This is a genomic window from Pseudalkalibacillus decolorationis (genome assembly GCF_024609785.1).
Taxonomy (GTDB): Bacteria; Bacillota; Bacilli; order Bacillales; family Fictibacillaceae; genus Pseudalkalibacillus; species Pseudalkalibacillus decolorationis.
This window is the reverse complement of the sequence record NZ_JANHJQ010000024.1, coordinates 55,042-70,350: the sequence shown is the minus strand read 5'-3', so window position 1 is coordinate 70,350 and position 15,309 is coordinate 55,042. Positions and strand designations below refer to the sequence as shown.

The 15,309-nt window shown below is 39.7% G+C and carries 11 protein-coding genes and 1 pseudogene; all 12 read right to left on the bottom strand.

The features are described 5' to 3' along the window. Positions 1-303: 303 nt before the first annotated feature. Positions 304-573 (bottom strand): biotin/lipoyl attachment domain-containing protein, encoded by a 270-nt coding sequence (locus NON16_RS19345; protein ID WP_257351067.1) that lies wholly within the window; start codon positions 571-573, stop codon positions 304-306. A gap of 193 nt (positions 574-766) precedes the next feature. Then, positions 767-1,318 (bottom strand): annotated as a pseudogene (locus NON16_RS19340) (C45 family autoproteolytic acyltransferase/hydrolase); the annotation flags it as partial. 81 nt (positions 1,319-1,399) lie between these two features. Beyond that, positions 1,400-3,043, bottom strand: coding sequence for an amidohydrolase (locus NON16_RS19335; RefSeq protein ID WP_257351066.1), 1,644 nt, complete (start codon positions 3,041-3,043; stop codon positions 1,400-1,402). Positions 3,044-3,129: 86 nt separating this feature from the next. Continuing rightward, complete coding sequence (locus NON16_RS19330; RefSeq protein ID WP_257351065.1) at positions 3,130-3,855, bottom strand: MOSC domain-containing protein; 726 nt, start codon at positions 3,853-3,855, stop codon at positions 3,130-3,132. Positions 3,856-3,877: 22 nt separating this feature from the next. Further along, a complete protein-coding gene (locus tag NON16_RS19325; RefSeq protein WP_257351064.1) occupies positions 3,878-5,230 on the bottom strand; it encodes an APC family permease in 1,353 nt (450 codons plus the stop codon). A 69-nt stretch (positions 5,231-5,299) separates the two neighbouring features. After that, complete coding sequence (locus tag NON16_RS19320; RefSeq protein ID WP_257351063.1) at positions 5,300-6,772, bottom strand: aldehyde dehydrogenase family protein; 1,473 nt, start codon at positions 6,770-6,772, stop codon at positions 5,300-5,302. Positions 6,773-6,872: 100 nt separating this feature from the next. Next, positions 6,873-8,249: a putrescine aminotransferase gene (locus tag NON16_RS19315; protein WP_257351062.1), complete on the bottom strand. Its 1,377-nt coding sequence runs from the start codon at positions 8,247-8,249 to the stop codon at positions 6,873-6,875. A 193-nt stretch (positions 8,250-8,442) separates the two neighbouring features. Next, positions 8,443-10,245: a sigma-54-dependent Fis family transcriptional regulator gene (locus NON16_RS19310; protein WP_257351061.1), complete on the bottom strand. Its 1,803-nt coding sequence runs from the start codon at positions 10,243-10,245 to the stop codon at positions 8,443-8,445. Between the two features lie 770 nt (positions 10,246-11,015). Next, a complete protein-coding gene (locus NON16_RS19305) occupies positions 11,016-12,182 on the bottom strand; it encodes a TraB/GumN family protein (protein WP_257351060.1) in 1,167 nt (388 codons plus the stop codon). Positions 12,183-12,529: 347 nt separating this feature from the next. After that, positions 12,530-13,312, bottom strand: coding sequence for an ABC transporter permease (locus tag NON16_RS19300; protein WP_257351059.1), 783 nt, complete (start codon positions 13,310-13,312; stop codon positions 12,530-12,532). A gap of 6 nt (positions 13,313-13,318) precedes the next feature. After that, the gene (locus NON16_RS19295; protein WP_257351058.1) at positions 13,319-14,122 is read right to left on the bottom strand and encodes an ABC transporter permease; all 804 of its coding nucleotides are present in this window, start codon (positions 14,120-14,122) and stop codon (positions 13,319-13,321) included. Beyond that, positions 14,119-15,096 carry an ABC transporter ATP-binding protein gene (locus tag NON16_RS19290; RefSeq protein ID WP_257351057.1) on the bottom strand — a complete coding sequence of 326 codons (978 nt, stop codon included), beginning with the start codon at positions 15,094-15,096 and terminating at the stop codon, positions 14,119-14,121. Before NON16_RS19290 ends, NON16_RS19295 begins: the two co-directional genes overlap by 4 nt. Positions 15,097-15,309: the final 213 nt, after the last annotated feature.

Sequence of the window (15,309 nt, the reverse complement as noted above, 5' to 3'; positions counted from 1 at the left end):
TTCTAGGAAGATAGCTTTAGGACCTTTTCCTTCCAGGTTCTCCTTCACAGCCTTTACTTTGAATGCTGGTTGATAACCGATAGCGCGATCTGAAACATGGCTGACATTTGGATTATTCTCTAGTTGTCTACGTTGAAATTCGTTAAAGATTCGTTTACTCATACTTGATTCCCCGTTCTCTCCATTTGTTTTGATTATAACGGATTTTCTGTGTAAGTTAACACAAAAAATCCCGAATAACGGACTTTTTTTATAAGTGTCCATTATTCGGGATACAGTTCATATTTAAACTGGCGGGTGTTTTTATTCTTGTGCAAAGTTCGATGTAATAATTCTAGAATTAGGGGCCTTTATACTAGCCATGACCATGCCTGAAGTTACTCGTCCTCCTATATTGACATTTAACGAAGAAACAATTCCTTGAATTCCGGAATATATCCATTTAAGTTCGCAGTTTTGATTGAGTTCAATTTTAAAGAGTACATCTTTTTCAGCTACGAAATCCTGCTTTTGGATATATACTTCTTTTATTACACCGTGGTAGGGACAAATTACTTTCTCCGTCAGTTCCATTTGACCCGTTCCTTTCTAAGTATCTTCTTTATAACACTGATTGAAAAACTTTTTGATTTTATACTCTTACAATCATATTTCACTTCTGGTAGGTCATCCAGAATAAATGCCAAGTGTAACTATTCGGATGTACCGGATGTTCAATGTCCTCCCCAAACACAAGATGAATATATTTCTATGGTATCTGACAGATTTAAGATGAAAACGAATAGCATTTGTATTCATACAAGTTAGGTGGACCGATGGCTATCCAAAGTTTTCCTTTACTCGGTTCAGCAATAATAGAAGCAAAAGTTATATTATCCTCCATATCATCAACCGGCATCACACACAAACTATGTGGTCCACTCCCTCGATCTCGTAAAATATCTTGCATAACCTGTACATTGAGATTGCCATGATAATCTTCTAGCAACTGATGAATACGCTGAAGTCGGACACGAGAGTTTTCTAGATTTCTCCCGGTTGACCTCTCCTCATCAAGCAAGTTTTCTCCAATAAAGTGGTTCGAGTGTGCCAAGAGGCTATTTTCGGGCTCAATCAAAGCATCCTGGGTAGGAGTCGTCTCAAGATCAGCTGCTTTACCATTTCGGTCAAGGAAAATAAGATTCCTAGAAGAGGCTCTTGGCACGTTACGCACTGCTGTAATCGCTTTATCCACCGAATCATATGTTAAAGCTAACCGAGAAAAAAGATAACGGGGAAAACCAGCTCTCCAACCATGACTCTTAAAAGCCATGGTTAATCCCCCTCTATTTTTTCAATTTACAATCATTAACTTTACAACATTTTAAATATTGCGAAAATTAAATTCGCAAAACACCCATTAACTTGTTAAATGAGCCAGTTTTTTATCTTCATATACAACTTCCCCATCCATTATAGTTAGCTTAACCTTTGTATCCCATAGTTCTTCCGGAGAAGATAATTCAAAAATATTACGATCGAGCACAACGATGTCTGCTAATTTTCCCCGTTCTAACGTACCCAACTTTTCCTCGCTAAAAACGCCATAAGCAGGACAACATGTATATGCACGCAAAGCTTCTGCCATGGAAATCCTCTCTTGTGGATTCCAACCGCCCTCTGGCCTCCCGTCATCATGAAGTCGAGTAACCGCACGATAAATTTCAGCCATTGGATTAAATTGGACAATTGGGTAATCGGTACTAAATGCCACCTGGGCACCGTTGTCCAGCAGTGTTTTGATAGGCCAAGTTAAATGATCACGTTCTTTGCCTAGACGAGAATGGTAAGGGTTATCGATAAAACTTTCACCTACTGCCATATGTTCAGGCTGCATAGAAGCGATGATACCTAATTTTTTAAAGCGATCAATGTCATCAGGATGAATCACCTCAACATGTTCAATCGTATGTCTTGCATCCCTTACACCGTTTTCCTTAAAAGCTGCCTCCACACAATCTAGCCCCAACCTTACTGCCCCGTCACCACAAGCATGAAGGCGTACACGAAAACCTGCCTGGTCCGCTTCAGTCACCCATTGTTTAGCAACATCTGATGGAATCAGGGTATAACCCCGGGTATTTGGATTATCACTATACGGATCAACAAGATATGCAGTATGTGTTATTGGTACTCCGTCTAAAAATTGTTTAAGACCTGAGAAGCGAAGTTTGTCAGATTTGTAAGTATTTCTTAGACGTCTAGGCTCATCCAAATTCCCATTTAAAGCAGTTAAAAAATTGATACGAGTCGTTAATTTCCCATTCATCTCAAACTGTCGATAAAGTTCAAGGTCACCTAAGTCGATGTCCGGAAGTGGGAAAAAATCACTCACAGATGTAATCCCATAACTAGCCGCTTTCGACAAAAAACTTTCAAATAACTTGTTACGACGGCTTTTTGGTATTTCTAGAACTTCCTTTGCCAATCCCATGGCTGCCTCATAAAGAAAGCCGGTTGGTTCCCCGTTGGCATCTCTATGAATCTCTCCGAAAGGCGGGTCCGGTGTATCACGGTTAATATGTAGCATTTCTAATGCTTTCGAATTAACCCATGCACCGTGACATTCAGAATTAAAGAGAAACACCGGACGGTCCGGTATAAGACGATCAAGCGTGTACCTATGAGGAAGTTTCTTATTTTTCCAATGAACGTGATACCACCTATAACCCAAAATCCAAGGATCCTCTGGTCTTGAAGCCGCAAATTCACGAACCATTTCAGCTGCTTCCTCTTCGGAGGCAGCACTATCTAAAATCACACCATCCTCATACATACAGCTCAACATTAAGTGAATATGAAAATCATGAAATCCGGCCATAATCAGTTGATTATTAAATTGATAGGTTTTAGTGTCCGAATCAATAAATGGAGCAACGTCTTGATCATCACCTATTGCTAATATTTGATTGCCGGAAATAGCAATTGAAGCAGGCTTTGGTTCATTATCTAAACCCGTAAAAACAGTGTTACTTGATAAAACAAAATCTGCCCGATTAGACATTGAAATATCCTCTCCCTTTTCAATCATATTGGTGGTTATATTAAACCTTAACTACATAATCATAAGTACATCTATACCCATCTGATTTACGATTTTATTACAATTTCATCACCAACCTTAACAGTTCCTTTTTTAACAACGGATGCGTAAATACCAAAATTACTTTTCCTTTTTTGGACGATTGTCTTCAATAGAGTATAATTAAGTTCCAACTTATCTGGGTCAATGTTGACTATGTTACATCGCGGACAATGCCCTTTTATTTCTAATTCCACTTCACCAATCATCATTCGTTTTCCTAACCAGTTATCTTCCAAAAATGGTGTGTCCTTTTCTAAGGATATTAAAAAGTTGGCACGAAACCTTCGAGGCTCTAACGTATCTCCATTTAAGTATTCTAATTTTCGTAAAGATTGAACGGTGATTATGTGGATATGTTCATCATCTACAGCAAGTAGCTCCCGATCTGGGGAATACTTAACCTTAGAAACGCGTCTCCCAGATACAGTTTCGATTTCTGTCTCCAAAGCTTCATCATCCCAATTAAAGATACGACCTTCAGGAGAAGTGATTTTCACATTAGGAAAGGTCGGTCCCTTTCTTTCTTCAGTAAACTCCGCTTTGTATCCAAGCAGATTCGGAGCTTGTCTAGCTGTTAAATATTCACCTCGTCTTGTTTTATCAAGAAAAGCATGACTTCTATCACCATATAATCCATAGTTCTCAACAATGGATTCTAATAAACTTTCACCTCTTAGTGATTTAACAGGATACCGATAGATTTGACTAAGTGTCCCAACAGATGCGTCCATATTTCCCTCCCCACATAAATCTTTAAGCAGAAGGCTTTTGATCGATTTCAAAATTTAATTCAGGAGGCCTTCGTGTAAACATTTTGGTTAAAAACAATAGATAAATCAGCCCGCAAGTGGCCCAAATACCACCTAGGAGCATGGAATTTTTGTCAAGGTTTGACCACAGCCATAAATTAAAACTTGCACCGATTAAAGGTATAATGAGATACAAGATGGTTTCTTTAGGAGATCGCTTGTTATTTCTTAAAAAATAATAAGCAATTACGGATAAATTAACGAAAGTAAAAGCAACTAATGCACCAAAGTTGATAAAGGAAGCAGCGGTAACCAGATCGACCACAAGGGCAGATAAAGCAAACAGACTGACCAAAAGAATATTGTAAACAGGGGTATTAAATTTAGGATGAATATAACCAAATATTTTTTTAGGAATTACAGAATCGCGGCCCATGGCATACAAAAGTCGAGAGACGCTTGCATGGGAGGAAAGACCAGATGCAAAGCAGAGAACAATCATTCCCGAGGCAAACAGTGAGCTAAACAGATTCCCACCGATGTAAGCTGCAATCTCGAATGCTGCTGAATCCGCATTTGTAAATGCGGTAAAATCAGGATAGACCAAATAGCTTACATATGAGACTAAAATGAATAGGCCACCACCTATTAAAGCAACTAGAAAAACTGCCTTAGGAATCGTCTTTTCTGGCTCGATCGTTTCCTCCGAAAGTATAGTAACCGAGTCAAATCCCAAAAATGATAAGCAAAGTATCGATGCACCTGCAAGTACAAGTGAGAAAGAAACCTCCGGGTTATAAAAAGGAAGAGCAGAAGTGAACGTACCGGTTCCCATACCATTTGCAAGTCCTCTTAACGAAAGGATAATAAATATCGCAATCACTAAAAACTGGTAGGTGATCAAAATACTATTCACTCTCGTGGTGACTTTAATACCTAGTATATTGATGATCGTTATAGCTCCAATAAATAAAACCATCCATATCCATAATGGAACTTCTGGGATCGCAGCTTGAAAATAAATACCAGCGACCAGTACATTGATCATCGGTAAAAACAAATAGTCCATTAATATTGCCCAACCAACTAGAAAACCAACGTGTGGATTAATCGTTTTTTGTGCATATGTGTACGCAGACCCCGCCACCGGATAAGCTTTTACCATCAATCCATAGCTATAGGCCGTAAATAACATCGTGATTAAGGCTGCCAGGTAAGCTGCAGGGATCATTCCATTTGAACTCTCTGCAGCAACCCCGTACGTGGTAAAGACAGTCATCGGCGCCATATAGGCGAGGCCAAAAATAACAACTGGGAATAAAGTAAGCGTACGTTTTAATGAATGGCTTTTCGTCACGAGAACATAACCTCCTTGTTTAATAGCGAAAAAGGTTATCGTAAAACAAAATGGTTTACTCAACCGAAATCAATCAAACCAGCCCGTTGGCTCCACTTCTAAGTTGTTGATAATTTGCTTTACCTCCATATATTCCTCTAATCCGTATGTTCCCAACTCCCGGCCAAGTCCACTTTGTTTATACCCACCCCAAGGCGCTTCAACAAAATTTTGTTCATAAGTGTTGATCCAAGTAATTCCAGCACGTATACTCCTTGCGACCCGTTCAGCTTTAGCTCCGTCTGTCGTAAAGATCCCTGCCGCCAAACCGTATGGTGTACCGTTAGCTATTTCAATGGCTTCCGCTTCCGTATTAAACGGTATTAGACATAGGACAGGTCCGAAAATCTCTTCTTGTGCAATCCTCATCTCCGGTTTCACATTTATGAAAATTGTTGGCTCAATAAAATTCCCTTTCTTAAGGTCATTTTCTACGAGACGTTTCCCACCACAGCAAACCTTTCCACCTTCCTCTTCTCCAAGTGTGATGTACCCTTGAACCTTTGAAAGATGTTGTGGGCTGATCAACGGACCCATTTGTGAGGATGCATCAAATCCACTTCCTACTCGTATTCGCTGCGTTCTTTCGATAATCGCTTCTTGAAACTGGTCATAAATTGATTCTTCAACCAATAAACGCGATCCGGCGGAACATACTTGTCCCGAATTGTTGAAGATTGCAAACATAGCATAATCAACTGCAGTTTCAAAGTCCGCATCCGCAAAAACAATGTTTGGGGATTTTCCACCGAGTTCTAGGGATACTTTTTTTAAATTATCGGCTGCATACTGCATGATCTTCTTACCAGTAACAGTTCCCCCTGTAAAAGCTACTTTATCGACAAGAGGACTTTTTGCAAGAGGTTGCCCAACCGCTTCCCCAAAACCGAGCAATAAATTTACGACCCCGGGAGGAAAATCTAATCCGTCAATCAGTTCGAAAAGACGAATTGCTGATAGCGGCGTCATTTCCGATGGCTTCAAAATGCACGTATTGCCAGCTGCCAAAGCTGGTGCCAGCTTCCATGACGCCATCAACAAAGGATAATTCCATGGAATGATTTGCGCACAAACGCCAACCGGCTCTCGTACAACTTTACCTGTCATTGGAGAATCCAGTTCGAACGTTTCCCCAAGTGGTTTGGTCGCTAATCCTGCATAATATCGGAATGTTTTTACCGCCTCTGCAACGTCAAATTTACTTTCTCGTAAGGTTTTTCCGTTGTTTTGAGTTTCAATAGAAGCAAACTCATCCGTATGCCCCTCAATTTGGTCGGCTAATTTCAGAAGCAAGCCAGCCCGTCGGTTAGCAGAAAACTCCTTCCACTTTCCTTGGTCAAAAGCCATTCTTGCCGCTGTGATCGACGCCTCTGCATCTTTATGGTTTCCAGCAGAAACTACCTCAATTTCTTCTCCTGTCGATGGGTTGTGTACTGGCATCTCTCCACCGTCAAATGCGGAAGTCCACTTACCGTTAATGTAAAGATGATTCTTTGTCCCCATTTTAATAGCTCCTCCAGTTGCTTTTTCTTGTTAAAGAACATACTTTTTTATATCAGTTCCCTCAATTTCATTAGCCATGGCCTATTATGAGTCTTTATGGTCAACTAATGGTGACAGAAGCGCCAGATTTCGCCATCAAGGCAAGGTTTTTATCAATTGCATTCAGAACGGTATCAATTTGTTGATACGAAATAACGGCAGGTGGCTCAATCCTAATAACTCTGGCATTATTAATCGTTCCTCCAACAAGAATATTATCGGTAAACAATTTTTTTGCTAGATTGAAACCAAGGTCATTATCAGCAAATTCCATTCCAATTAACAAGCCAACGCCTCTCACATCGACCATAATGTCAGGATATTTCTCCTGCAGTTTTTTCAGAGCAGTTAAAATATATTCTCCTTTTTCCTTCACTTGGGAAGTAATGTCTTCTTCCAAAATCGTCTTAATACCCGCAATCGCACCAGCACAACATAGCGGATTACCACCAAACGTGGACGACCCTAGGAGAAACGGATTTTCCTCCATTTTATCCCAATGTTTATGTTTGGCGACCATGGCAGCGATCGGCATAACTCCTCCACCAAATGCTTTTCCGAGCGTCATGATATCCGGAACAACATCGTACAAATCGACACCAAATAGTTCCCCTGTTCTACCCATACCTGTCTGTATTTCATCAACGATCAAAAGGCACTCGTACTGGTCACAAATTTCTCGTAAACGTGGGAAGTAATCAGCTGGAGGTACATTGACGCCACCTTCACCTTGTATCGGTTCGACAATGATACCTGCTACGGTTTCGCCTACTGTTTGCAAGTTTTTTATTGCGGATTCTACCGCATCCGCATCACCATATTCCACATGTTGGAACCCTGGTACAAGGGGCAAATAAGGTTCACGGAACATTGCTTTTCCGGATGCGGATAATGAACCGAAAGTTTTACCGTGAAATCCGCCGATTGTCGAAATGAACCACTTCTTTCCTGTTGACAATCTCGCCAGCTTCAGCGCCATTTCATTGGCTTCCGTTCCACAGTTCACTAGGTAAGTATGCTGAAGATCGCCAGGCGTAATGTAGGCAACAAGCTTTGATAAATATCCACGCAGTGGGTCAACCAATTCTTGACTGTGCAAGGCATAACGTTTTAATTGTGCTTCTACGGCTTTCACTACTTTTGGATGACGGTGGCCTAACAGGTATACGCCATAACCTCCGAGACAATCGATAAATTCGTCTCCTTTGGTGTCTCGGAATACGGCACCTTCGTCCTCCCACTCAACAAATGAATAATCCGTTGATACTGATTTACGATGTTCTAGAATTGCCTTAGTGACATAATTGGTAAAGTTATCAATTGAATCTTTGACAATTTTCTCTTTTTGCTCCCCAGAAAGCGTTTCCGATTCAATCATGGATAAAATTTCGTTTGCGGCATGAAGGGTTTCTTGTTTACTTTTTCTCAAAACATTCATTCCTTTCTGATATAATAGATTTCATTTATATAAATGCAAGTATCATGCCAACTTGAAAACGCTTAAACACCAACTGTTTGATTATCATTTACCTCTTTGTATTTCTCAAAAATAAGAAATAATAGGTCTATTAGTCTTACTTATTTTTTAAAATCTATAACAAAATAAATAGTTTCAATAAATTTCTCATATTTCAGAAAAAATTCTTATATTTGAGAAGATTATTCTCTTCCATCTTTCTATAGAGGGTTGCAAGGCTAATTTTTAATTCACTAGCAATTCTACTTTTATCCTCAACTGTGTTTCCATAACGTTTTAACATCTCTCTTAAAATCTCACCTTCATACTCGAGAAGTCTCGTCTTTAACGAAAGCGAATTATCTTTTTTATGTTTAGTCTGAATCATACGATGTGGTATATTTTCTTTTTGAATTACACTATCACTTACCATATTGACTGCGTATTCCACCGCATTTTCAAGTTCACGTACATTACCAGGCCAATGATAGTTTTTAAATATCTTGACGACCTCAGAAGAAAACGAGACGATTTCTTTATCTAACTTTTGGGTATGCTCTATTAAAAAATGTTCCATCAACATTGGAATGTCCGTTTTTCGCTCTCTTAGGGGAGGAATATGGAGTGGGATGACATTCAAGCGAAAAAACAAATCAGATCGAAACTCGCCTTGTGTAACCATTTCTTCAAGATTTTTGTTCGTGGCGGCTATCAATCTAACATTTACTGGAATCGGATGCCCGCTTCCTACACGTTCAATTACTTTATTTTGAATGACATGCAATAGTTTTACTTGAAGATGCAATGGAAGGTCCCCGATTTCATCAAGGAATATTGTACCGTTATCAGCCATCTCGAATTTACCAATTTTACCCTCCCGGTTTGCACCGGTAAAAGCACCTTTTGTATATCCAAATAACTCACTTTCCAATAACGTTTCTGGAATTGCACCACAATTAACTAGAATAAAGGGGCCGGACATACGAGGGCTTGCGAAGTGAATCGCTCTTGAAAACAATCCTTTACCCGTTCCGCTTTCACCTGTTATCAAAATGTTTGAATCACTTTTCGCAACCTGTTGCGCTTGCTCTTTAACGATTGTCAAACGATTACATTCCCCCCTAATGTCAGATAGTGAAAAAGAATCTTGATGGTTGGTAAGAGAGTATGCCAAGCGTCTTACATCCGACATTCGACGGAACGAAGATACGACCCCGTTAATTTTATTATTAATCTTGATAGGGTTTGCTGTGACAATAAAGTGTATCTGTCCGTTGTTAGAAGGATAAAACTCTTCTTTTTCAACATATCCCTTACCTGTTTTCAGTACATCCATCATTGGTGAGTTTGGCAAAATGTTCTCTAGCGGTTGCCCTATGATTTTTTCTTTTTTCCTTCGTAGTATCAATTCCCCGGTACGATTACAATGAGTAAGAATTCCACGCTCATCGATGGCGATAATACCTTCATGAATCGATTCGATGATTGTATGTATTTTATTCGTCGTGATGTTCCATTGTTTCATTGCTTCCGTTTCCGAAACTTTCGTGGCAAGTAACTCCGCCATACGGTATAAAAACGTCAACATTTGATCTTGGTGTTCTATGAGATTGATATGTTGATTTTGCGTGAACGCAATTAGCCCGATTACCCCGATTGCTTTTCCTTGAAACCCGATCGGACAGCAAATTTCCGCAATCTCTTCAGTTTCTCCCTTCAAAACGGAAGGATCATATGTAGGATCTGTACGAGCATTTTCAATAATGTAAGCCTGGTTTTTTGTCAGTACTCTACCATATAAAAAACCTGCTTCTTTGGTTCCGCCCTCCTCTTTAGAATTGATCCTTTCTCTTAATTGTCCTGTTCCCGCAACAACCGTCATCGTTTCATCCACAATTTCTGTTTCAATTTTTAAAGCTGCTGAAATCGCTTCTGCAACCTGTTGAACAATTGATTGTATCTCTGATAACTGAGTCATATTATCCCTCCGATACCAATTAAAAATTAATTTAATTGAATTCCTTTTAGTAGGTCAGTTTATGATCATTTAGTTGTCCATTTTTTTCATAACTACAAAGAGGTAAAATCGCTTGACGTTATCAGTCATAGTTGAAGTGCAAATTAGTCAAATATAAGAAGAGTAGTGAGGAAACATCTATGCGAGGTTAGTTTCTTATTAGCAGCATAAAAGCAAATAGTCTCTAAAGGTCCATCATCATTTGTTTTCGAACGTTTTCACATTATAATACCTCCTATTTTTAGACTTTCTAGATTTAATATAAGGGTGGTAACCTAATTGTTTTGTAATTAGATCACCACCCATTAGTGCATCCTCCATCTTTCTTATGTTTTTTACTCATTGGAGGATGCCATACATACAAAGTTAGCTTCATTGACACTATTCATTGGTTCTATTCATAATAATCCAATTATTCGGTCTATTCAATGTCTTTCCTTGTTATTTGAAAGTTTTAAAGATATAAAGAATGATACTTTACTTTAAGAATGGTCTTACTATCATGGACCTTACAAAATATCTCAACAACTTGATCCAAGTGCTCTATTTCCGGATGAAACTTAACTAGTTTAATAGTATTCATAGGTCACCGCAATTGCCAACCACATATTTAAGGAATGAGGAGGACATAGCCTTAGGAATAGGTTTCTAATGAATTCCCTATTTTTCACCTCTATTTATGTCCCCGTTTACACAGTCCGTTACATTTAAATTGGATAAACTCCGCTTCACTAAAAATTTTCTAAAAACAAACGGATTACGTCGGCTCCACCAATAAATGTCCCTAATGCGCTTCCTAAATTGGATAACGTAACAATAAGTAGAATCCGAGTTACCCTATTCCCCCAAAAACCTTTCACGCTGAAAACATCCTGAGAAAGACTTTCAAAGTCTCGTACACTTGGTTTGCGAAAATAGGCTTGAACAATTCCAGCAAACCACCCAGCTGCTAGTAAGGGATGTAATGCGGTGATTGGTGCTGCAGCAAAGGCAGTAACAATTGCAAGTGGATGTGCAAATGCAATAGCTGCTCCAATCGCTGAAAACGTTCCATGCCATAGTACCCAACTGATTGTTTGCTGGAGACCTGCAGAAGGATTTGCCAAGAAAGTAAATACAATAATCACAAGAATAAGCAGTGGAATCGCCCAAGTAATTATTTTAGGAACCTTCGATTTCGCAGGAATCTGAGATAATTTCACAAGGTCATGTTCTTTTCTTATTTCTTCTTTGATGCCAGGAACATGTGCAGCCCCTAAGACCGCAACAATTTTATTTCCCGGAGCCTCTTTTATTTTCTGGGCTAAATACTGATCTCTCTCATCAATTAACGGAATCTTCAATTCAGGGAAGCTTTCAGTGAATTCCTTAAGCAAAGCATTCAGCATATCTTCAGATTTCAATTTTTCGAGTTCCTCTTCGGAAATGCTCTCATTACTGAAAATACTATAAAAAATCTCCATAAGAAGCTTCCATTTTCCCCTTAATCCTATACCATTCCAAATCCGAGAAAAGGTAACTTGAATATTCCGATCAGCTAGCACTAGATCAGCACCGATTTCATTAGTCGATTCAATCCCCTGAATCATTTCTTGCCCAGGTTTGATGCCGAATTGCTTAGCCATACGTTTTTGAAAAGAGGATATGACAAGGTTCATTAAAAGCAAAGTCGCTTTCTTTTCTTTAATAACCTTGAATATATCCATCTCCCTCCATTTATCACCATCCATAATCGATTGGTATCTTTGTTTATCCAGCTCAATACAAACAGAGTCTGGTCGTTCAGATTCAATCACTTCCTTGACTTGTTCCGCACTGTGCTTGGATATATGTGCAGTGCCAATAAGTATAACTTCCTTACCATCTAAATCGATTCTCGTAATGTTTTCTTCAGACATATGCTATCCCCTTACCCGATATTTCTCTAAAATATGGCGAAGTTCTGTTAATCTTTCAATTTATATTTCTTGTTCAACTTCCTATTCCGACACCATAATTCAATTATATCTTTTTCAGCTGCTTTTATATAGGAAGGCATTGAATTTAATCTACAAAATAAAAGAAAACCGATCTCGGTATGGAAATGAGCCCTTTGCTGTTTACCCTATCGTTTATTCCGAGAATTGACCATTGTGTTGGTCTGCGTAAAAATCATTGACTGCTAAATGAACTCTGAAGACCTTCCAGAGGAGATAATTACAAACTCCAAAAATCCAAAGCAAAAAACGTGAAGGAAAACCGTAAATCAAGACCCCGTTGACCGGTAATGCCTCACTCCGATATGCCAAACGAGTAAACAAGGTAAGAGGAAAACAATCCCCGCGACTGGCGTCAACATATAAAGGAGGTCGTTACCTTCACTTTTACCGAGAATGTACATCAACGGCAAGTAATTGACAGTTCCAAACGGAATAACAAATGTAAAAAAGCGGGTCACCCACTTCTGATAAATATTAAGCGGATACTGGGCCATTTCCCTTCCCCCGTCTGTAAAGATGTTGACCACTTCAAGACCCTGGATCGTCCAAAAGCATAATGTTGCAGCCAGTATAAAGAGCCCCGCGAAAATAGACACTCCGCTGATAATCATCAAACATAAGGTAATTGCTTTGATCACACTCCATTCGATGGCCAGATTGTTCAATGCCCAGACCAAAACCAACACACTTTGGAGCAGCCTCCCGAATCTCGTAAACTCGAATTTAGAGCCAAGCACTTGAACGATCGTACTCCTGGGACGTACCAATACCCGGTCAAAATCACCATTGTGAACAAGACTCGAAAAGGCATCGAATCCACGTGCAAAGCATTCACTGATCGCAAAGGCCATATGAATGACGGCAAAACAGAGTGCAACCTCGTAAAAGTCCCAGCCTTTGATCTGACCGAAACGCTCAAACAAAAAATACAAACCAGCAAAGAGAGATAACGGAACTAAGAACTGACCGATTGTTAAAAGCCAAAACGATGTCCGGTACTGCATTTGTGATTTAAATAGAATGAAAAGATAGTTGAAATAAAGGCTCAAACTCTCTCACCCTCCTTGTACGACGACTTTTTGTAACGCTTTGTTCAGTGCGATTCTACCGAGCAAAACAAGGATCGCTAGCCAAACCAGTTGTAGGAGTATACCCATGAGTGCTTCATCCTGTGGAATATGTCCCGAATAGACCCTGAATGGAAAATCAGCCGTCAACCGTAACGGAAGCATGTATGCAATCTCCTGTAACCAAGAAGGCATTAGTGGAATCGGAATGACTAATCCTGCGAAAAATTCTCCTATAACCCCGAACACGAGTAACGACCCAACCGGGGACAATGTAATAAATACAGAAATATAAATGAACATGGAGATGGCCACTAGAAGAAATAACCCAAACATCAACGTTACTAGAAATAATAGGAAGGTTGTGAAGCTAGGTGGTAGTGTCATTCGGTATGGTTGCGGTAAAAAGAAAGCGACGATCAGGATTGGAAAACATCGCAGCAAAGCACTCGATAAACGTTGTGCGAGAAGCTTGGCATACCAGTAACCGTAGATTCCACACGGCCTGCATAGTTCATAGGCGATATTTCCGGTTGTGATCAGATCGAACAGTTCGTTATCACGGAACCAAAGCATGATGAAAGCAAGAAACGACTGCTGGAGCCAAAGATAAACAATCAATTCCTTCAAGGAAATCGGCGGGTTATGTAAGACTTGATCATAGAACGCTTCAAAGATCATGATGTACATGAATCCCCAGAAAAATTGCGTCGCCACTCCTGCCAAAGCGGCTGACCTGTACTGCATGCCATTGAGCAACCTTAACTTTAATACCGAAGAATAAGGCTTCATATTTGGTACTCCTTATAAAGCTGAACGATAATGTCTTCGATCGGTTGTGCATCAATGGAAATATCAATAAGTTCAACTTGATTTGACAATTGCGTGATGACCTCAGAAACCATCGTTTGTTCTGTATCTACACTGAAGATCGCTCGTTCAGATGACCACGAAAGAAGTGAAGTGCCCGGAATATCAAACCTTTTCGCATGCTCACGATAATCTACTGTAATCGTCTTATGAGTGCCAAATCTGTTCCGTAATTCATTCAGTTTTCCGTCGTACAATATGCTTCCCTTTCCGATCAAGAGCACTCGGTCTGCCAACGCTTCGATATCAAACATATCGTGGGTCGTCAGAATGATCGTGACCCCCTTTTCTTTATTGATCGTATTAATGAATTGTCGGACTGCAATTTTGGAAACGGCATCGAGTCCAATTGTAGGCTCATCCAAAAATAATATTTTCGGGCTAGGTAGGAGAGAAGCGGCAATTTCACAGCGCATCCGTTGTCCTAAGCTTAATTGACGGACAGGTGAGTGAAGAAGGCTTTGAAGTTCAAGTGTTTCAACGAGCAGATCAAGATTATCTTTATACTCTACCTCTGGAATTTTATAAATATCGCGAAGAAGTTCGAAGGAATCGATGACCGGAACATCCCACCAAAGCTGGGAACGTTGCCCGAACACCACCCCGATATTTTGGACATAGGACACACGATCTTTCCATGGCGTGTAACCCATAATCGTGCAAGTCCCCGCGTCAGGCACCAAAATACCACTCATCACTTTGATCGTTGTCGACTTCCCTGCCCCATTCGGACCGATATAACCGACAATCTCCCCCGGTTCAATGGAAAAAGAGATATCTTTTAACGCGTCCACAATCGTATGCTCCCGATGAAAAAGTGCCTTCGTGGCTTGACGTAATCCGGAAGAACGCTTTGGAACCTTGAAAGATTTACTTAAACCTTCTACTGTTATCAATGATGATCTCCTCCTAACTTTTAACAGTCAAAGAAGATTATCTTACCATCATCATTATGAATCGTCAATTACTTTTTAGAAATTTGCGAACAATCAAAATCAAGAAAGAACGACCTTTAAAAGCCTACCTGGCTTTTCGGTCGTTCCTCTTCTTATTACCCACTACATAAAACATATTAAAATTGGAACTAGTTTTTGCATTTCAATTTCGGC